The 20,218-nt window shown below is 70.8% G+C and carries 16 protein-coding genes; 8 read left to right on the plus strand and 8 right to left on the minus strand.

The window, feature by feature from the left end; translation table 11 throughout:
* Window positions 1–209: 209 nt before the first annotated feature.
* The 5 genes from BJ971_RS13550 to BJ971_RS13570 all read left to right on the plus strand — a co-directional run bounded on the left by BJ971_RS13550 (window position 210) and on the right by BJ971_RS13570 (window position 7,576).
* Complete coding sequence (locus BJ971_RS13550) at window positions 210–2,519, plus strand: putative bifunctional diguanylate cyclase/phosphodiesterase (protein WP_184993070.1); 2,310 nt, start codon at window positions 210–212, stop codon at window positions 2,517–2,519.
* Between the two features lie 306 nt (window positions 2,520–2,825).
* Window positions 2,826–3,746, plus strand: coding sequence for a sugar phosphate isomerase/epimerase family protein (locus BJ971_RS13555; RefSeq protein ID WP_184993072.1), 921 nt, complete (start codon window positions 2,826–2,828; stop codon window positions 3,744–3,746).
* A gap of 13 nt (window positions 3,747–3,759) precedes the next feature.
* Window positions 3,760–5,838, plus strand: coding sequence for a PQQ-dependent sugar dehydrogenase (locus tag BJ971_RS13560; RefSeq protein WP_184993074.1), 2,079 nt, complete (start codon window positions 3,760–3,762; stop codon window positions 5,836–5,838).
* A gap of 96 nt (window positions 5,839–5,934) precedes the next feature.
* Entirely contained in the window at window positions 5,935–6,702 is a 768-nt protein-coding gene (locus BJ971_RS13565; protein ID WP_239087645.1) for a hypothetical protein, read from the plus strand.
* A gap of 97 nt (window positions 6,703–6,799) precedes the next feature.
* Entirely contained in the window at window positions 6,800–7,576 is a 777-nt protein-coding gene (locus tag BJ971_RS13570) for a hypothetical protein (protein ID WP_184993076.1), read from the plus strand.
* 55 nt (window positions 7,577–7,631) lie between these two features.
* Here BJ971_RS13570 and BJ971_RS13575 read toward each other — a convergent pair whose 3' ends face one another.
* The 8 genes from BJ971_RS13575 to BJ971_RS13610 are packed head-to-tail and all read right to left on the minus strand — an operon-like array spanning window position 7,632 to window position 15,925.
* Window positions 7,632–8,771, minus strand: a complete 1,140-nt coding sequence (locus BJ971_RS13575; protein ID WP_184993078.1) for an ABC transporter substrate-binding protein — start codon at window positions 8,769–8,771, stop codon at window positions 7,632–7,634.
* 19 nt (window positions 8,772–8,790) lie between these two features.
* Window positions 8,791–9,555 (minus strand): ABC transporter permease, encoded by a 765-nt coding sequence (locus BJ971_RS13580; protein ID WP_239087646.1) that lies wholly within the window; start codon window positions 9,553–9,555, stop codon window positions 8,791–8,793.
* Window positions 9,552–10,337: an ABC transporter ATP-binding protein gene (locus BJ971_RS13585; protein ID WP_184993080.1), complete on the minus strand. Its 786-nt coding sequence runs from the start codon at window positions 10,335–10,337 to the stop codon at window positions 9,552–9,554. Before BJ971_RS13585 ends, BJ971_RS13580 begins: the two co-directional genes overlap by 4 nt.
* Window positions 10,334–11,194: an ABC transporter permease gene (locus BJ971_RS13590; protein WP_239087647.1), complete on the minus strand. Its 861-nt coding sequence runs from the start codon at window positions 11,192–11,194 to the stop codon at window positions 10,334–10,336. The genes BJ971_RS13585 and BJ971_RS13590 overlap by 4 nt, the downstream gene beginning before the upstream one ends.
* Window positions 11,191–12,186: a TIGR03842 family LLM class F420-dependent oxidoreductase gene (locus BJ971_RS13595; RefSeq protein WP_184993082.1), complete on the minus strand. Its 996-nt coding sequence runs from the start codon at window positions 12,184–12,186 to the stop codon at window positions 11,191–11,193. Before BJ971_RS13595 ends, BJ971_RS13590 begins: the two co-directional genes overlap by 4 nt.
* A 3-nt stretch (window positions 12,187–12,189) precedes the next feature.
* Window positions 12,190–13,674: a CoA-acylating methylmalonate-semialdehyde dehydrogenase gene (locus tag BJ971_RS13600; RefSeq protein ID WP_184993084.1), complete on the minus strand. Its 1,485-nt coding sequence runs from the start codon at window positions 13,672–13,674 to the stop codon at window positions 12,190–12,192.
* An 8-nt stretch (window positions 13,675–13,682) separates the two neighbouring features.
* Window positions 13,683–15,086 (minus strand): dihydropyrimidinase, encoded by a 1,404-nt coding sequence (gene hydA / locus BJ971_RS13605; protein ID WP_184993086.1) that lies wholly within the window; start codon window positions 15,084–15,086, stop codon window positions 13,683–13,685.
* Entirely contained in the window at window positions 15,086–15,925 is an 840-nt protein-coding gene (locus BJ971_RS13610; RefSeq protein WP_184993088.1) for a nitrilase-related carbon-nitrogen hydrolase, read from the minus strand. The genes hydA and BJ971_RS13610 overlap by 1 nt, the downstream gene beginning before the upstream one ends.
* Window positions 15,926–16,130: 205 nt before the next feature.
* On the opposite strand from BJ971_RS13610, the gene BJ971_RS13615 reads away from it, so the two are divergent.
* The 3 genes from BJ971_RS13615 to BJ971_RS13625 all read left to right on the plus strand — a co-directional run bounded on the left by BJ971_RS13615 (window position 16,131) and on the right by BJ971_RS13625 (window position 20,210).
* Window positions 16,131–17,483: an aminotransferase-like domain-containing protein gene (locus BJ971_RS13615; RefSeq protein ID WP_307837410.1), complete on the plus strand. Its 1,353-nt coding sequence runs from the start codon at window positions 16,131–16,133 to the stop codon at window positions 17,481–17,483.
* 17 nt (window positions 17,484–17,500) lie between these two features.
* Window positions 17,501–18,802: an aspartate aminotransferase family protein gene (locus BJ971_RS13620; protein WP_184993090.1), complete on the plus strand. Its 1,302-nt coding sequence runs from the start codon at window positions 17,501–17,503 to the stop codon at window positions 18,800–18,802.
* A gap of 154 nt (window positions 18,803–18,956) precedes the next feature.
* Entirely contained in the window at window positions 18,957–20,210 is a 1,254-nt protein-coding gene (locus BJ971_RS13625) for an inorganic phosphate transporter (RefSeq protein WP_184993092.1), read from the plus strand.
* The last annotated feature ends 8 nt before the right edge of the window (window positions 20,211–20,218 follow it).

Consider the following 20,218-nt stretch of genomic DNA (forward strand, 5'->3'; position numbering starts at 1 on the left):
TTCCCCCTGAGCTCGAGCGCGACAGTGCAGTCAGCATTCCGTCGCGCCGCCCGCGTCCACATCTGACGGGGGACCGAGATGCCACGCCGACCTCTGCCTTTCGGCCGATCCGCCGTCGGCCGGGTGTCCGTGAGCGATTACATGCTGTGAGCTGCCCCACAGCCCTGGGTTTCCCTTCACCCGATACCTCCGCGGCCGATGCACACACCATGGCCGACGACACCCGTTCATTCACACGCTACGTGTGGATCAACGGCGGTCTGGTCGTCGCGAGCCTGGTCTGGTACGTGCTGCACGCCACCGTCGGCGCGGGGCACGTGGCCATCGCCTACGTGGCCGCGCCGCTCGAGGGCTGCGTCGCCGTCGTCGCCCTGTTCGGCCTCTGGCGCACGGTGCGCGGCAACCCCGTCGCCCGCCGGTTCTGGCGCACCCTGCTGGCCGCCGCGGTCAGCATGACGCTCGGCTACGTGGTGATGGCCGTACACGCTGCGATCTACACGGTCGGCCCCATACCGCCGGACATGCCGCTCCCGGCCGCCGCGGCCATCGCCCTCGGCTTCACGCTCGCCATGTTCGCGGTCGGCCGGGTTCCCGTAGGCGCCGTCGGCACCGCCGAGCGCTGGCGGATGAACCTGGACCGCGCGCTCGCCTGCGTGTGCTGCGCGACGGTGCTCTGGCACTTCGGGTTCGCGGGAATGCTGACCTCCGACGAGCGGTGGAGCCCGCAGACCCTGTCCCTGATCGGCCTCGCCTTCCTGCTGACCATCTTCGGCCTCACCAAGGTCTCGTACCTCGGCGACGGCCCGGTCGACCGCACGGCGATACGGATGGTCGCCGTCGTGGGTCTGACCGCCGCCGGCGTCGCGGTGCTCGCCACCACCTTCGGGTACGAGGGCGGCGTCCCGTCGCAGGCCGTGGTGCTGCCGCTGGGGCCGGCGCTGCTGGTCCTCGCGGTCCGGACACAGGCCCGGGCCGCCCTCGGCCGCCGCCGGGCGTCGCGGCGGTCCTCGCCGCTGCTGCCCTACCTGTCGATCGGGGCGGTGGACCTGTGCCTGATCGCGATCGCCGTCGGCCCGCTGTACTGGCCGGGCCGGGTCACGCTGTCCGGCGCCGTGCTGATCAGCATCCTGGTCACGGTCCGCCAGTTCATGGCCTCCCGCGACAACCGGCGCCTGCTGCGCGACATCCGGGGCCAGGAGGAGCGGCTCCAGCACGAGGTCAGCCACGACGGCCTGACCGGCCTGGCGAACCGGGCCCGGTTCCGCGACGTGTTGCAGGCCGCCATCGCGGCCGAGCGGCCCGCGACCGTGCTCCTCGTCGACCTGGACGACTTCAAGACCGTCAACGACTCGCTCGGCCACGACGTCGGCGACCACCTGCTCGTCGCGGTGGCCGAGGTGCTCGCCGAGCAGTCCGGCGCCGACGCCCTGCCGGTGCGCGTCGGCGGCGACGAGTTCGCGGTGCTGCTCATCGGCGGGACGACGGTGGGGGAGACCGTCGCCCAGCGCATCCTCGACGCGCTGAGCCGGCCGATCAGCGAGCACCGGCTGCTCGTGCAGGCCAGCATCGGCATCGCGACGGTCGCGCCGGGTGCCACGGTCGACAGCGTGCTGCGCGACGCCGACGTCGCCATGTACGCGGCCAAGGAGCGCGGCAAGGCGGGCCACGTGCGCTACGTACCCGGGATGGAGGAGCCGGTCCTCGCGCACATCCAGCTCGGTGGCGAGATCCGCCGCGGCCTGGACGCGGGCGAGTTCCGGGTCGTGTACCAGCCGCTTGTCGCGCTCGGCACCGGCAGGATCGTCGGCGTCGAGGCGCTGGTGCGCTGGAACCACCCGATCCGCGGCACGGTGCCGCCGATCGAGTTCATCCCCGCCGCGGAGCGGACCGGCCTGATCGTCGAGCTGGGCCGCTTCGTGCTGCGCGAGACCTGCCGGCAGACCGCGGCCTGGCTGGCCGAGTTCGGCCCCGACGCGTTGCAGCGGCCGGCCGTCAACGTCTCGGCCCGGCAGCTGCACGACCCGGACTTCGTCGCCGACGTGCTGGCGGCGCTCGCCGACAACGGGCTGTCGACCGACCGCCTGGTGCTGGAGCTGACGGAGTCGGCGGTGCTGCGCGGCGGCCAGGTGTCGCAGACCCTGCACGAGCTCGACCGCCTCGGCATCAAGCTGGCCCTTGACGACTTCGGCACCGGGGAGTCGTCGCTGAGCCTGCTGCGCGCGTTCCCGGCCGCGATCGTCAAGCTGGACAAGTCGTTCGTCGACGGCATCGAGATCGACGACGCGAGCCCGTCGGCGCGCGACGCCCGCCAGGCGGTGGCCCGCGCGGTCGTCCAGCTGGCGGACGCGCTGGGGCTGGAGACGGTGGCCGAGGGTATCGAGAACGAGGCTCAGGTCGAGCAGCTGCGTGCCCTGGGCTACGTCTACGGCCAGGGGTATCACCTGGCCCGGCCGATGGCCGCCGGCGACTTCACCGCGCTGCTGGCGGCTCAGCGAGCGGACAGTCCGATGCGGACCTAAGCTCGGTCCATCAGGCGGCCCTACCCGGGCGAAGCACGCCGGAGCGGGCGATGTCCGGCGTGTCCACATCGGCCAGGCTCACGGCATTGGCGGGGACTTATGCAGGGCCGCAGCGAAACTTTTGCATATTTCGAAGATTCTTTCCGCGACTCCAGCGAAACAAGCCATTAACATCAGCAAGCGAACGACTTCGATGCAACAAAAGTGCTCCGGCGTGGCGCACGGCTGAGAAAGCCGCCGCCCGATCGGCCGCTTCCGCGCGCCCACGCCCAATCCCGCACCACCGACCGGGAGGCAGTGCAAGCGATGCAGAACGAGTCAACAGTCAGCCGCCGAAACCTACTGGGCGCCGCGGCGGCCGGTGCCGCCGCGATCGGCACCTCCGCCGTGCTCGCCTCGCCGGCCGCCGCCAAGGGCGGCCACGGGCCGTCCCGGGTGCCGCGTGACCAGATCAGCGTGCAGCTATACACCCTGCGCGACCAGCTCAACGTCGACCTCGACGGCACCCTGGCCCGGCTGGCCGAGATCGGCTACCGGCGGGTCGAGCACGCCGGCTTCGTCGGGCGCACCGCGGCGCAGTTCCGCGCCGCCCTGGACCGGGCCGGCCTGAAGGCGACCTCCGGGCACGTGGGCATCCCGCAGCCCTTCGACGCCGCGACCTGGCAGGCGGCGCTCGACAACGCGCACGTCGTCGGCAGCAAGTACATCGTGCACCCGTTCTTCGGCGTCGGCGCCGGCGGTGCGCCGATCCGCGACGGCGCGGTGTACCGGGCCTTCGCCAAGGACCTGAACCAGGCGGGCGCGCTCGCCCGCAAGGCCGGGCTCAGCTTCGGCTACCACAACCACCACAACGAGTTCGCCCGCCAGGACGGCGGCAGCCGCACTGGCTTCGACATCCTGACCAGCGAGACCGATCCCCGGCTCGTGCACCTCGAGGTCGACCTGTTCTGGGCGTTCCGCGGCGCCAGCGACCCGGTGGACCTGATTCACAAGCACCGCGGCCGGATCCGGCAGGTGCACGTCAAGGACCTGGCGCCCTCCGGCAGCTTCGCCGACCCGGGCCAGGGCCTCATCGACTTCGGGCGCATCTTCGCGCACTCCCGCGAGGCCGGCCTGGTCGAGTACATCGTGGAGCGCGACGACGCCGGCATACCGCCGCGGGTACCCGCCGACGCCCTGACCACGGCCGAGGTGGGCTTCCGCTTCCTCGACACCCTCCGGTTCTAAAGGGGTGAGCCGCATGAAGAGACTGCCCACCGCCGTCGCCGCCCTGGCACTGGTCGCGACCGCGCTGACGGTGCCGTCCGGCCCGGCCGCGGCGCAGGCCGCCGCGCCGCCGCCGGACTCCGATTTCCAGAAGGTGACCCTCAACGACTTCCCCGGCGAGCCGATCGCCCTGGCCGTGCTGCCCGACAAGCGGGTACTGCACACCGCGCGCAAGGGCGAGGTCCGCATCAACGACCCGAAGAGTGGCCGCAACATCCTCGCCGCAACGATCCCCGTCTACCAGCACGACGAGGAGGGCGTGCAGGGCGTCGCGATCGACGCCGACTTCGCGCGCAACAAGTGGGTCTACATCTACTACTCGCCGCCGCTGAACACGCCGGCCGACGACCCGGCGACGCCGTCGGTCAACGAGGGCAACGCGCCCGAGACGGGCACCGCCGCGGACTTCGCGCCGTTCAAGGGCGTGATGCGGCTGTCGCGCTTCAAGCTCAACGGCAACACGCTGTCGCTCGGCAGCGAACAGAAGATCATCGAGGTCGGCACCGACCGCGGCATCTGCTGCCACGTCGGCGGAAAGATCGACTTCGACGGACAGGGCAACCTGTACCTGTCGACGGGCGACGACACCAACCCGTTCGCCTCCGACGGCTACGTGCCGATCGACGAGCGGGCCAACCGCAACCCCGCCTTCGACGCGCAGCGCACCGCGGCCAACACCAACGACCTGCGCGGCAAGCTGCTGCGGATCAAGGTGCGGGCCAACGGCAGCTACACCATCCCGAGGGGCAACCTCTTCAAGCCGGGCACCGCGTACACCCGGCCGGAGATCTACGCGATGGGCCTGCGAAACCCGTTCCGGTTCGCGGTCGACAAGAACACCGGCGTGGTCTACGTCGGCGACTACTCGCCGGACGCGAACTCGCCGAACCCGGCACGTGGACCGGCCGGGCAGGGCCGCTGGATGGCCGTCGACAAGCCCGCCAACTACGGCTGGCCCTATTGCGTCTCGCCCGACCTGCCGTACATCGACTACGACTTCGCCACGCAGACCTCGGGCGCGCCGTTCAACTGCGCGGCGCCGGTCAACGAGTCGCCGAACAACACCGGCAAGCGCAGGCTCCCGCCGGTCGAGAAGGCCGAGGTCATCTACTCGTACGGCATGACGCCCGCGTTCCCCGAGCTCGGCACCGGCGGCATCGGGCCGATGGGCGGCCCGGCGTACGACTTCGACGCGCGCAACTCCTCCGCCACGAAGTGGCCGCGGTACTACGACGGCAAGCCGCTGTTCTACGAGTGGACCCGCGACTACGTCAAGGGCTTCACCCTCGGCCCGGCCAACCAGGTCACCTCGATCGAGTCCGTGCTGCCCTCGTTCGTCTTCGACAACCCGATGGACCTCGAGTTCGGTCCGGACGGCTCGCTGTACGTGCTCGAGTACGGCGACGGCTTCTTCTCCGAGAACCCGGACGCCCAGCTGGCCCGCATCGACTTCGTGCGCGGCAACCGGACGCCGATCCCGCGCGTCTCGGCGACGCCGACAAGCGGCGCGGCCCCGCTGACCGTCACCTTCTCCAGCGCCGGCACGACCGACCCGGACGGTGACAGCCTGCGGTACGCGTGGGACTTCAACGGCGACGGTGTGGTCGACTCCCGCGCGCCGAACGCGGTCTACACGTTCACCCAGAACGGCAACTACCGGCCGACGCTGAAAGTCACCGATCCGACGGGTCGCTGGGCGTCGGCGGAGGTCATTCTTCCGGTGGGCACGCTCGCGCCGGTCGTCACCCTCGTGTCACCCAGCGAGGGACAGCCGTTCGAGTTCGGTGACACGGTGAACTTCCAGGTCAGCGTCGTCGACGACCAGCCGGTCGACTGCACGAAGGTCACTGTCACCTACATCCTGGGTCACGCGCAGCACGGCCACCCGCTGTCCACGGCGGCCGGCTGCACCGGCTCGATCACCACGTTCATCGACGGCGGCCACGCCGGCGCCGATGACCTGACCGCGGTGTTCGTCGCGGAGTACACCGACTCCGGCACCCCGCCGCAGAGCGGCTCGGACCAGGTCGTCCTGACCCCGTCCGCGGGCTGATCCACCCGGACGGCCGAGGTCACCGCCCGTCACTCACGGCGGTGACCTCGGCCGTTTGCCGCCCGCCCGGCCGCGGATTGCGCCACCCTGGTGGTCGTGGCGACGCACCAGGAGCAGTGGTGGGCGCAGTTCCTCGAAGCGTCGGACCACTTCGACGCCGCCTACCTGGTCGAGGGCATCGGCGACCTCCTCGCCCCGCACATCGGGTACCCGCTGCTGCGCCGCGAGGTGGAGCTCGCCACGGACAGCGTGGTACGCCACCTGGAGCGCCCCGGCATCACCGAACGGGCCGAGCTGGCCGAGAAGGCCACCGAGCGCCTGGCCCGGACCCTCGAGCGGATGACCGACAGCGCGACGGGAGCGGAGATCTCCACGGCCGAGGCGGCCACCGTCGCCCTGGCCCTGCGCGGCGAGTACGCCGCGGCGGCCGCGGCGGCCGAGCCGGTGGTCGGCACCGTGAAGCTCCAGAAGCTGTTCGTGACGGCGCTGCGCCTGGAGCGCTTCGACGTCCCGATGGCCCTGCGCCTGCTGGACGGCGGCCAGCAGCCCGCGGACGCGGTGCGCTCGGGGCACCTGCTCGGCAAGTACGGGTGGTGGCCGTCCTGGCTGCTGCGCGTCGTCACCGAGCGGGCCCTGGCGGGCCACCTGGACCAGGAGACGGTCGTCGCGCTGGACCGCTGCGCGTATGCGGAGCTCACCCCGCTACAGGCGAACCTGGCCCGCAAACTGCTCAGCGGCAACCCGGACATCATCGACACGGCGGCGCAGCGAATGGTGAGCCTTGGCGAGGCGGAGGCGGCGGCGGCACTCCGCGAGGGCGACATCAATGCCGTCGCACTGACCGCGCGCCTCATTTCCAGCTGACGTACGTACGTAGGATACATATCGGCCGAATGGCCGACCGCAGCGGTGGCATGCGTGTTTTGTGACTCACAGTATTGCTGTTGTTACAGTGTCGGGCATGCCGAGATGGATGGACAATCCCGCTGGTCGGCTGGGTGCGTTCCTTGAGTCATTGCACAGTCGAAATGGCGATAAAACCGTCGGTGAAGTACTGGGATTGGCGGAGGACGCCGATGAGCCGTTCGCGGTCGCACTCAGAGTTCTGGAGATCGGGCGCCTGGCGCGGGCGACCCGGTCGTCGGTGGAGGCCCTGCCCGACGAGGAGGATCCGGCCTTCCTGCTACAGCACTTCCACCAGGTGGAGGCGCTCGTCAAGCGGCTGACCGACGACGTGGTGATGGCTGCCGCCACCTATGCGCCCACGGATCTGTTCGCCGCCAAATTCATTGTTCCGGTGCCGTTGGACGGTGCGGCGTTGTTCGGACTGGAGGCGGCCTCGAGGGCGCTTCACCGATGCTGCCCCGAACCGGCGATCGGCCCCGAGCACCTGGATTCATTGATCCATGACGTCCGCGAATTGATTGATTCGGTGACCGGCAGCCCGGCGCTGTCCGCGGACGCAAAGACATTTCTCGTCCGCCGCCTGCGCGACATAGAAACCGCGCTGCTGGGGTCGCGGATCACCGGATCAGTCGATCTTGAAGACGCGTTGGATTGTCTTACCGGCGCATTCGTGAGGCGCGAGGATATTAGGGAACCCGGCCTACTGGGAAAGATCAATACCTTTTTCCAGCGGCTGGTGCTCGCGGCGCAGGGCGCGGAGAGCATCGCCGGCGCGACGACCTCGACCGTCGGCGCGATCGAGGCCATCGCCCGGTTCCAGGGCGGTCAGTAGGGGGACGGGCCCGGCCGACGGGGGGCGGCCGGGCCCGTCGATCGAGGACGGGTGGCTATGCGCCGCCCGCGTTCAGCGTCACGGTCTGCGGCTGGAACGCCGCGCCGGTCACGTCGATGCCCGCCGCCTTCGCCTGCTCCAGCGCCTGCTGGATGTAGTCGTTGGTGTAGGCGAGGCCCTCCGGCTGCTTGGTCAGCACGGTGTCGCCGGTCTGGTTCTTCGTGTTCATCGACAGCTCGACCGTCTGCTTCCAGTCCGCCTCGCCGACCAGGCCGACGCCGGCCGCCGACGGCCAGATCAGCTTGTTCACCTCGTTCATCTGCCAGAGCTGGTGGCTCTTGCCGAGCTTGGAGCCCTTCTTCACCACCAGGTCGCGGCACTCCTCCGGGTTGTCGCGGCAGTACGCCCAGCCCTTGACGGTGCCGAGCAGGAACTTCACCGTCTGCTGCTGGTAGGCCGGGTCGCTGAGCTTGCCGGTGTTGGCCCACACCGCGTCCTGGAGCATGGAGGTGCCGACCGTCTTCCAGTCGATGACGGTGAAGTCCTCCGGCGTGTACAGCTTGCCCGTCGCGGGGTTCTTGGCCTCCAGCAGCTGGGCGTACTCGTTGTAGCTCATCGCCTGCGCGAGGTCGATCTCCTTCTTGAGCAGCGCCTGCATGTCGAACTGCTGCTGCACCAGCGTGACGTCCTTGCCTGGGTTGAGCCCGGCGCCGGTCATGCCCGCGAACAGCTCGAACTCGTTGCCGAAGCCCCAGTTGCCGACCTTGCGGCCCTTGAAGTCCGCCGGGCCGGTGATCCCGCTCTCCTTGAAGGCCACCTGGTACGTGCCGGAGCGGGCGAAGATCTGGCCGACGTCGGTGATCGCCGCGCCCTGCTCGCGCGAGGCGAGCGCCTTGGGCACCCAGGCGATCGCGTAGTCGGCCTTGCCCTGCGCCAGCACGGTCTGCGGCACGATGTCCACGCCGCCCTCGAGCAGTTGCACGTCGAGGCCCTGCTCGGCGTAGAAGCCCTTGTCGACGGCGGCGATGTAGCCGGCGAACTGGGACTGGAAGAACCACTGGAGTTGCAGCTTGATCGGGGTCCGGGCGCCGCTCGCGCCGGGTGCCGGGGTCGACGGGGTGTCGGCGGTGCCGCATCCCGAGGCGATGAGTATCGCCGCGAGCGACGCGGCGGACAGGAGTCGGAATCTTCTCACTGGGCATCCTCCACATGGGTCAGGAGATGAGCCGGGTTTTCCAGGGCATGGCGAGCCGCTCCAGCAGGAGCGTCGATAGGTAGAAGACGAGTCCGAGCAGGCAGGCGCCGACCACGAAGGCCCAGGCACGGGAGTAGGCGGTGAACGCGGCGGCGGAGGTGATCCGCGAGCCGAGCCCGTTCTGGAGGCCGCCGAAGTACTCGGCGACGACCGCCGCGATGACGGCCAGCGACGACGCCTGTCGCAGGCCGGTGAAGACGAAGGGCAGCGCGCCGGGCAGCCGGACCAGCCGGGTGAACGTCCAGCCGCCCGCGGCGTAGCTGGTCATCAGCTCCCGGTGGGTCGGGTCGACCTCGCGCAGGCCGCGCAGCGTGTTGATGAAGACGGGGAAGAACGCGATGATCCCGGCTACCAGGCGGCGCGGGACGCTCGAGGTCGACTCGAACATGTTGTTGAGGATCGGGGCGAGCGCGATGATCGGCAGCGCGTTGAGCACCGCCGCGAGGGGGACGGAGACCTCGGACAGCGGCCGGAAGCGGCTCGCGGCCATCGCCGCGAGGACCCCGGCGATCGTGCCCCAGGCCAGGCCGATGAGCGCGTTGAGGCCGCTGGCCAGCGCGGCGTCCCAGACGTTGCCGCGCTGGGCGACCAGCTCGTGGCCGATCGCGGACGGCGCCGGCAGGATGAACGGCGCGATCCGGCCGAGCGAGACCACCAGCTCCCAGGCGACCAGGGCGACGATGCCCACCACGATCGGCGGGGCGATGCGCAGCACCTGTCTCACGGCGTCGCCGCCGGGATCTCGCCGGGTTCGCGCAGCGCGCGGCGGACCGCCGTGATCGCCTCGAAGAAGGCGGGCGACTGCCGGGCCGCGTCGTCGCGCACCGGCAGGTCGATGGGCACGGTGGCGGCGATCCGGCCCGGCCGCGGCGACATCACCACGACCCGGTCGGACAGGAAGACCGCCTCCGGGATGGAGTGCGTGACGAAGACCGTGCTGGTGCCGGTCTTCGTGCAGATCGCCAGCAGCTCCGCCTGTAGCCGCTCGCGGGTCATCTCGTCGAGCGCGCCGAACGGCTCGTCCATCAGCAGCAGCGGCGGGTGCACGGCCAGGGCCCGGGCGATGGCGACCCGCTGCTGCATGCCGCCGGAGAGCTGCGCCGGGTAGTGCCGGGCGAAGTCGGCCAGCCCGACCAGCGCCAGCATCTCGGCGGCGCGGGCGCGGCGCTCGGCCCGTGAGGCGCCGCGCAGCTCAAGCGGGAGCTCGACGTTGCGCTGCACGGTCCGCCACTCGAAGAGCCCGGCCTGCTGGAACGCGATGCCGTACTCCTGGTCGAGCCGGGCCTTCGCGGCCGGCTTGCCGGCGACCTCGACCGTGCCGCTGGTGGCCGGGATCAGGTCGGCGATCAGCCGCAGCAGGGTGCTCTTCCCGCAGCCGGACGGGCCGATCAGCGAGACGAACTCGCCCTGCGCGATGGTCAGGTCGATGTCGGTCAGGGCGGTGACCTCGTCCGGCCGGCCGGCGTTGAAGACCTTGGTGACCCCGGCCAGGGAAACGGCGCTCACATCGTCACCACCGAGACGCGGTCGCGGTGGCGCATCAGCGGCAGCTCCATGAGCGCGACCAGGCCCGCGACGACGAGGCCGAGCAGGGCCGCGCCGAACATGGCGGTGTACACCTTCGCCGGATCCGAGGTGGCCTCCCGGGAGTACTCGATGATGAGCCGGCCGATGCCGCCGCGCGTACCGGTGGAGATCTCGCCGACCACCGCGCCGACGACGGCGGCCGCGCCGGCCAGCCGCAGCGCGGGGAACAGGTAGGGCAGCGACGCCGGCAGGCGGAGCTTGACCAGGGTCCGCCACCAGCCGGCGGCGTAGCTGCGCATCAGCTCGACCCCGGCCGCCGGCGGCGACTGGAGGCCGCGCAGCATGCCGACCGCGACGGGGAAGAACGCGAGGTACGCGGCGATGACCGCCACCGTCATCCAGTCCTGCCAGGGATAGGGCCCGAACGACAGGTTCCCGCTCCAGCCGGCGATCAGCGGCGCGAGGGCGACAAGCGGCACCGTCTGCGACAGGATCACGTAGGGGAGCAGGCCGCGCTCCACGATCCGGAACCGTTGCATGGCGATCGCCAGCAGCAGGCCGATCGTCGCGCCGGCGACGAACCCCACGGCGGTGACGCCGAGCGTGAAGAGGCTTCCGCTCAGCACCACCTGCCAGACCGGCCGGCCGCCCGCGAGCTCCGGGCGGCCGAGCCGGCTGAGCATGTCCCACACGTGCGGCATCGACAGGTCGTCGGCCCGGGGCAGGATCCGCACACCGAACAGCACGGTCCCGTCCGGGTTGCCGACCGCCTTGTAGCCCTCCCAGAGGGCGGCCAGCACGACCAGACCGATCACGGCGCTCAGCAGGCGTCTCACGACATGACCGGAATGATCTTTTCACCGTACGCCCGCAGCGTCGCCTCCTTGTCGTCGTGTTGCAGGTAGAGCGCGAACTGGTCGACGCCGAGGGCCCGCAGCTCCTCGAGCCGCTTCAGGTGGTTCTCGATCGGGCCGAGGATGCAGAACCGGTCGACCACCTCGTCGGGCACGAACGTGGTGTGCGAGTTGCCGGCCCGGCCGTGCTCGGCGTAGTCGTAGCCGTCCCGGCCCTTGATGTAGTCGGTGAGCACCTGCGGCACGGCGCCGGTCGCGCCGTAGCGCGCGACGATGTCGGCGACGTGGTTGCCGACCATGCCGCCGAACCACCGGGTCTGCTCGCGCTGGTGCGCGATGTCGTCGCCGACGTAGGCCGGCGCCGCGACGCAGAACTTGACGGCGGCCGGGTCGCGGCCCGCCCGTTCGGCGGCCTCCCGGACCGTCCTGATCATCCAGGCCGCGATGTCCGGGTCGGCCAGTTGCAGGATGTAGCCGTCGCCGACCTCGCCGGCCACGGCGAGGGCCTTCGGGCCGTACGCCGCGACCCACACGTCCAGCCGGCTCTCCGGCGCCCAGGCGAACTGGAGCTCCTGCCCGCGAAGTGACACCGTCTCCCCGCTGGCCAGGCCCTTGATGACGCCGATGCTCTCGCGCATCCGCGCGAGGGTGTCCGGCTGCAGGCCAAGCACCCGCAGCGCCGAGTCGCCGCGCCCGATGCCGCAGATCGTGCGGTTGCCGTACATCTCGTTGAGGGTGGCGAACTGCGACGCGATGACCGTCCAGTCCCGGGTGCCCGGGTTGGTGACCATCGGGCCGACGATCACCCGCCGGGTGTCGGCGAGGATCTTGCTGTAGATGACGAATGGCTCCTGCCACAGCACGTGTGAGTCGAACGTCCACACGTGGCTGTAGCCCAGGTCCTCTGCCTTCTTCGCCCACTCGACCACGTCCATCGCGGGCGGGTCGCATTGCAGAACGACTCCGATGTCCATGCCTCACCGCACTTTCGGGAAGCCGAGGTCGACCTCCGAGGTGGCCGGGTCCGGCCAGCGGGAGGTGACGACCTTGCTCCGGGTGTAGAACTGGATGCCCTCCGGGCCGTACATGTGCAGGTCGCCGAAGAGCGAGGACTTCCAGCCGCCGAAGCTGTAGTACGCGACCGGCACCGGCACCGGCACGTTGACGCCGACCATGCCGCAGTTGACGTCGTACTGGAACCGCCGGGCGGCGCCGCCGTCGCGGGTGAAGATCGCCGTACCGTTGCCGAACTCGTTGTCGTTGACCAGCTCCAGCGCCTCCTCGTACGTGTCGGTGCGCACCACCGACAGCACCGGGCCGAAGATCTCGTCGGTGTACAGCGGCGAGTCCGTCGGCACCTTGTCGACGAGCGAGGCGCCGAGGAAGAAGCCCGGCCCGTCGCTGATCGGCGCGTCCCGGCCGTCGACGACGACGTCGGCGGTGCCGGCGGCGGCCAGGTAACCCGCCACCTTGTCGCGGTGCTCGCGGCTGATCAGCGGGCCCATCTCGGCGGACGGGTCGCTGGCCGGGCCGACCGCGATCCGGCCGATCCGGTCCCGGATCGCCGCGACGAGCGGATCGCCGACCGCGCCGACGGCCACCACGACCGAGACCGCCATGCAGCGCTCGCCGGCCGAGCCGTAGCCGGCGCTGACCGCGGCGTCCGCGGCCGAGTCGACGTCCGCGTCCGGGAGCACCACCATGTGGTTCTTCGCGCCGCCGAGCGCCTGCACCCGCTTGCCGGCCCGGGTGCCCTGCTCGTAGATGCTCTTCGCGACCGGCGTCGAGCCGACGAAGCTCAGCGCCTGCACGTCCGGGTGGGCGATCAGCGTCTCGACGGCCTCCCGGTCGCCCTGCACGACGTTGAACGCGCCGTCGGGCAGCCCGGCCTGGCGCAGCAGGTCGGCCAGCATCAGCGAGACGGACGGGTCCTTCTCGCTCGGCTTGAGCACGAACGTGTTGCCGCAGACCAGGGCGTTGCAGAACATCCACATCGGCACCATGGCCGGGAAGTTGAACGGCGTGATGCCGGCGACCACCCCGAGCGGCTGGCGGATCGAGTAGACGTCCACGCCGGACGAGGCCTGCTCGCTGTAGCCGCCCTTGAGCAGGTGCGGCGCGCCCGCGGCGAACTCGATGTTCTCCAGACCGCGGGCCAGCTCGCCGCCCGCGTCCGCGACGGTCTTGCCGTGTTCCTGGCTGACCAGCGACGCGATCTCCTTGCGGTTCGCGTCGACGAGTTCCCGGAACCGGAACATGACCTCGGAGCGGCGCGACAGCGACGCCGCCCGCCAGTCGGGGAAGGCCCGCGCGGCGGACGCGACGGCCCGCGCGGTCTCGTCCGCGGTCGCCGCCACGACGTACGCCTGCTGCTCGCCGGTTGCCGGGTCCCAGACCGGCAGCCGCCGGTCGCCGCCGCCGGAGACGGCGGCGCCGTCGAGCCAATGTTTGATCTCACGCATGTGACCCCCTAGACCAGGTAGTCCGAAAGTCCGCGGCGGATGTACCGGCCGTGACCCTTTCGTCCCTTGTACTCATTGCCCTGCACGACGACGGTGCCGCGGGAGATGACCGTGTCGACCTTCCCGGCGATCTCCCAGCCCTCCCAGGCCGAGTAGTCCATGTTCATGTGGTGGGTGGACGCGCTGATCCGGGTCCGCCCGCTCGGGTCGTAGAGCACGATGTCGGCGTCGGAGCCGGGCGCGATGATGCCCTTGCGCGGGTACATGCCGAACATCCGCGCCGGCGTCGTCGCGATCGTCTCGACCCAGCGGGCCAGCGACAGCTTCCCGTCGACCACGCCCTGGTACAGCAGGTCGACGCGGTGCTCGACGCTGCCGATGCCGTTCGGGATCTTGGAGAAGTCGCCGAGCCCCAGCTCCTTCTGGTCCTTCATGCAGAAGGGGCAGTGGTCGGTGGAGACCACGGCGAGGTCGTTGGTGCGCAGGCCCCGCCACAGGTCGGCGCGGTGGCTCTCGTGCTTGCTGCGCAGCGGCGTCGAGCAGACCCACTTGGCGCCCTCGAAGCCGGGCGCGCCGAGCTGGTCCTCCAGCGTCAGGTAGAGGTACTGCGGGCAGGTCTCGGCGAAGACGTTGCGGCCGGTGTCCCGGGCCGCCGCGACCTGTTCGAGCGCCTTGCTCGCGGACAGGTGCACGATGTACAGCGGGCAGTCGGCGGCCACGCTGGCCAGCCAGATCGCCCGGCTGGTCGCCTCGGCCTCGAGCTCCTGCGGCCGGGTGACGCCGTGGTAGTACGGGTCGGTCTCGCCGCGCTCCAGGGCCTGCTTGACCAGGACGTCGATAGCGGGACCGTTCTCCGCGTGCATCATGATCATGGCGCCGTTGTCGCGCGCCTTCTGCATCGCCCGCAGGATCTGCCCGTCGTCGCTGAGGAACACCCCCGGGTACGCCATGAAGAGCTTGAAGCTGGCGATGCCCTCGTCGTTGACCAGCTGATCCATGGCCTTGAGCGCCTCGTCCGTCACGCCGCCCAGGATCATGTGGAAGCCGTAGTCGATGTGGCAGTTGCCCTCGGCCTTGGCGTGCCACGCGGCCAGGCCGTCCTGCACCACCTCGCCGTAGCGCTGCACGGCGAAGTCGATGATCGTGGTGACCCCGCCGAAGGCCGCCGCCCGGGTGCCGGTGTCGAACGTGTCGCTGGCGGCCGTGCCGCCGAACGGCAGCTCCATGTGGGTGTGCGCGTCGACCGCGCCGGGGATCACGTACTTGCCGGTGGCGTCGATGGTCTCGACACCCTCCGGCCCGCGGCCCGGTGCGAACACCGCCGCGATGGTCTCGCCGTCGACGAGCACGTCGGCCGCGGCGGCGCCGGTCGGGCCGACGACCGTCCCGCCCTTGATCAGGTAGCTCGTCATCACGGTGCCACCAGCCCGTCGTAGCTGTCGGGGCGGCGGTCGCGGTAGAACGCCCACCGGTCGCGGACCGTGGCCAGCAGGTCCATGTCCAGGTCGCGGACGATCAGCTCCGGGTTGTGCGTGTCGCCGACCTCGCCGACGAACTTGCCCTCGGGGTCCACGAAGTACGACTGGCCGTAGAAGTCGTTGTCGCCGAGCTCCTCGATGCCGGTCCGGTTGATCGCCCCGACGAAGTACTCGTTCGCCACCGCGCTGGCCGGCTGCTCCAGTTGCCACAGGTACGACGACAGGCCGCGGCTGGTCGCCGACGGGTTGAAGACGATCTGCGCGCCGTTCAGGCCGAGTGCGCGCCAGCCCTCGGGGAAGTGCCGGTCGTAGCAGATGTAGACGCCGACCTTGCCGACCGCGGTGTCGAACACCGGGTAGCCCAGGTTGCCCGGGCGGAAGTAGAACTTCTCCCAGAAGCCCTTGACCTGGGGGATGTGGTGCTTGCGGTACTTGCCGAGGTAGCTGCCGTCCGCGTCGAGCACCGCGGCGGTGTTGTAGAGGACACCGGGCTGCTCCTGCTCGTACATCGGCAGGACCATCACCATGCCGAGCTCGGCCGCGAGAGCCTGGAAGCGCTCGGTGGTGGGGCCGGGGATCGACTCCGCGTACTCGTAGTAGGCCGCGTCCTGCACCTGGCAGAAGTAGGGGCCGTAGAACAGCTCCTGGAAGCAGATCACCTTCGCACCCTGGGCCGCGGCTTCCCGGGCGTACGCCTCGTGTGCCTTGATCATCGATTCCTTGTCGCCCGTCCAGTTGGTCTGGACGAGGGCGGCCCGGATGACATTGCTCATGGATCGTGCCTCCTCTGTTCGGTGGCGTGGGTCACCCCACGATTGTGATCGTCCGTCCACCGTCTGTCATCGTCACCAGCTCATCGCTTGACATCATGGGTCGATGAGGTAGGACACTAATGACACAACTTCAGGCGGACAATCACTCGCCTGTTATCAAATGTTTCGGAGACGTAATTTGCTGTTGGGGCTTATCGCGGGCGCGGTGGACGACCGCAGCGCTCGGGGCATCGCCGCGGCCGTCGGCCGCCTGGTCACCTCGGGTGATCTGCCGGTCGGCGCACGGCTGCCGACGGTGCGCGATGTCGCCCGGGCGCTCGGGGTCAGCCCGACCACCGTGAGCGAGGCCTGGCGCGGCCTGGCCCGGGCCGGGGCGATACAGACCCGCGGCCGGTCGGGCTCCTTCGTCAGCGTCCCGGTCCTGGCACGCCAGCGCCTCCGGTACGCGCAGCTGGGCAGCCTGCTGCCCGGGGTCGTGCGCGACCTCTCCACCGGCGTACCCGACTACGAACTGCTGCCGAGTCTCGCCGAGTCGATGAAGCGCGTCGGCGATGCGCGGCTCACCACGAGTTACCTCGAGGGGCCCGTGTTGCCGCCGTTGGAGACGGTGCTACGGCAGCGCTGGCCGTACCCGGTGGAGCGGTTGACCGTTGTCGACGGCGCGCTCGACGCGCTCGACCGGGTGACCGCCGCCCTGGTCCGCTTCGGCGACCACGTCCTGGTCGAGAGCCCGGCCTTCCCGCCGGTGCTCGACCTGCTCGAGGCCGTCGGCGCGACGGTGGTCGGCGTGCCGGTCGACGATCAGGGCATGTGCCCGGAGGCGCTCGGCGCGGCGCTGCGCGAGTACGACCCGGTGGCGGTCTACCTCCAGCCGCGGGCGCAGAACCCGACCGGCGTCAGCCTCACCGCGCGGCGGGTCGCCGAGCTGGCGGACGCGCTGGCCGCGTACCCGGAGGTCACGATCGTCGAGGACGACCACGCCGGCGACATCGCGACCGCGCCACCGGTCAGCCTCGGCACCCGGCTGCCGGACCGGACCGTGCACGTGGCCGGCTTCTCCAAGAGCCACGGCCCCGACCTGCGGTTGGCCGCCCTCGGCGGCCCGGCCGCGCTGATCGCGGCGGTGGCCGACCGCCGCCTGCTGGGGCCGGGCTGGTCCAGCCGGCTGCTCCAGGCCGTCCTGCTCGACCTGCTCACGTCCGAGCCCGCGATCGCGCAGGTCACCGCGGCCCGCGACGCCTACGCCCGGCGCCGCGCCGCGATGCTGTCCGCGCTCGCCGCCCGCGGCGCCACCGCCGTCGCCGCGGACGGCATCAACCTCTGGCTGACCGTCGAGGATCAGCAGATGGCGATGCTCGCGCTCGCCGCGCACGGCATCGCCGTCGCGCCCGGCGCGCCCTTCGAGGTCACCCCGCTCGGCAGCGACCACGTCCGGGTGACCGTCGGACTGATCCGCGACGACTTCGACTCCCTTGCCGAGATTCTCGCCTCCGCCGCCGGCGCCACCGCGCGCGGCAGCGGCCATCGTTCCCGCCCGCACCCGCCGGGCTGGCGCTAGCTCATTTGGAGGACCCCGTGACCGATGACCTGCTCGCCCGCCACCAGGCCGTGCTGCCGTCCTGGGTGACGACCTATTACGGCGACGACGCGATCGAGCTCGTGAGCGGCTCCGGCCGGCGCGTGACCGACGCGAACGGGCGCACCTACCTGGACTTCTTCGGCGGCGTGCTCACCAACATGCTCGGCTACGACGTCGCCGAGGTGCGCGAGGCGGTCGAGCGGCAGATCGCCACCGGCATCGTGCACAGCTCGACGCTGTACCTGATCCGCAAGCAGGTCGAGCTCGCCGAGAAGATCGCCCGGGTCTCCGGCATCGCCGACCCGCGTGTCTTCTTCACCAACTCGGGCACCGAGGCGAACGAGGCGGCGCTGCTGTTCACCACCAACCACCGCCGCTCCAACCAGATCCTGGCGATCCGCAACAGCTACCACGGCCGGTCGTTCGCGGCGATGGCGATCACCGGGCACCGCAGCTGGTCGGCGAGCGCGCTGAGCCCGGTGACGGTGTCCTGGCTCAACTCGGGCGACCGGCTCCGCGGCCGGATGAAGGGCCTGTCCGACGCCGATCACATCGAGGCGGCGGTCGAGGACCTGCGCGAGGTGCTGGCGACCACCACCTCGGGCGACGTGGCCGCGCTGATCGCCGAGCCGATCCAGGGCGTCGGCGGCTTCGTGCACGCGCCCGACGGCCTGCTCGGCGCGCTGAAGAAGGAGCTCGACAACCACGGCATCCTGCTCATCGCCGACGAGGTGCAGACCGGCTGGGGCCGCACCGGCGACCACTTCTGGGGCTACCAGGCGCACGACGTGCAGCCGGATCTGATCACCTTCGCCAAGGGCATCGGCAACGGCTTCGCCCTGGCCGGGGTGGTCGGCCGCGCGGAGCTCGTGAACGCGGTGCCGGCGACGAGCTTCTCCACCTTCGGCGGCAACCCGGTCTCGACGGCGGCGGGCATCGCGGTCCTGGACTACGTCCTGGACCACGACCTGCAGGCGAACGCCAAGCGCACCGGCAAGATCCTGCTCGACGGCCTGCGCGAGGCGGTGGCGGACACGAAGATCGTCGCGGAGGTACGCGGCCGCGGCCTGATGATCGGCGTCGAGTTCGTCCGCCCCGGCACGACGGACCCGGACCCCTCGTCGACGATGCGCGTCTTCGACGGGTGCCGCCGTGGCGGCCTGCTGGTCGGCAAGGGCGGCCTGTACGGCAACGTCCTGCGCATGGGCCCGCCGCTGACGCTCACCGACGACGAGGCCCGCGAGGGCCTGGGGATCCTGGTGGACGCGATCCGCGCGGCGGACGCCGAGGCGTTCTGAGCGCCCCGGGGGCCGGCGCGAGCCGGCCCCCGCCGCACCGGTGAGTGACCCTGTGGTGACCCCTGGGCAGGTTCGGGTGTGATGTCGGCGCAGATTCCGATGTGTTACCCGCCGGCCTCTTTTCCTTATTGATCTGTACAGCCACTATCTGCGTGTGACACACACATCCGTGATATTGGCCCTCGTGGTCGTCACCGCGCTCGGGTTCGACTTCACGAACGGATTCCACGACACCGCCAACGCGATGGCCACCTCCATCGCCACCGGTGCGCTCAAGCCGAAGGCGGCCGTCGCCCTCTCCGGCGTCCTCAATCTCATCGGGGCGTTCCTGTCCGTCGAGGTCGCGCTGACCGTGACGAACGCCGTCGTGAAGATCCAGAGCTCGAGCGGGGCGCCCCGGCCCGAGCTGCTCGCCGACGGCGGGTCCGCGCTGCTGCTGATCGTGCTCGCCGGCCTGGTCGGCGGCATCGTCTGGAACCTGCTGACCTGGCTGCTCGGGCTGCCGTCCAGCTCCTCGCACGCCCTGTTCGGCGGCCTGATCGGCGCCACCGTCGCGGGTCTCGGCTGGGCCGGCGTCAACTGGAACGGCGACGGCAGCAAGCTCGACGGCGTCGTCGGCAAGGTGATCCTGCCGGCCTTCATGTCGCCGGTCATCGCCGGCGTGGTCGCCGCGACCGGCACCTGGCTGATCTACCGGGTCACCGCCGGGATGGCGGAGCGGTTCACCCGGCACGGCTTCCGCTGGGGCCAGATCGGCGGCGCCTCCCTGATCTCGCTCGCGCACGGCACCAACGACGCGCAGAAGACAATGGGCGTCATCACGCTCGCGCTGATCGCGGCGGGCGACTGGACCGACACCGGGAACATCCCGTTCTGGGTGAAGGCCGCCTGCGCCGTGGCGATCGCGCTCGGCACCTATCTCGGCGGCTGGCGGATCATCCGTTCCCTCGGCAAGGGCCTCGTCGAGATCGCGCCGCGGCAGGGCCTGGCCGCCGACTCCACGTCGGCGACGGTCATCCTCGCCTCGAGCCACCTCGGCTTCGCGCTCTCCACCACGCACGTGGCGACCGGCTCGATCCTCGGCTCGGGCGTCGGGCGCCCCGGCGCGCAGGTGCGCTGGCGGGTGGCCGGCCGGATGTTCGCGGCGTGGCTGATCACGCTGCCCGCGGCCGCGATCGTCGGCGCGCTGATGTGGTGGATCGGCAACGTGCTCGGCGGCGGCCTGGTCGGCTCGACCGTCGTCTTCGTGATCCTGCTGGTCCTGGCGGCGCTGATGTACCTGCGGTCGCGCCGGATCCGGGTGGACCACCACAACGTCAACGACGCCTGGGAGGGCGACCCGGTCGCCGCGCCCGCGGCCGAGGCGTCGCCCGCCGCCGAGTCCGTGCCCGTCCGCGCGGCGACCTGAGAGGAACC

The organism is Amorphoplanes digitatis, from assembly GCF_014205335.1.
GTDB lineage: Bacteria > Actinomycetota > Actinomycetes > Mycobacteriales > Micromonosporaceae > Actinoplanes > Actinoplanes digitatus.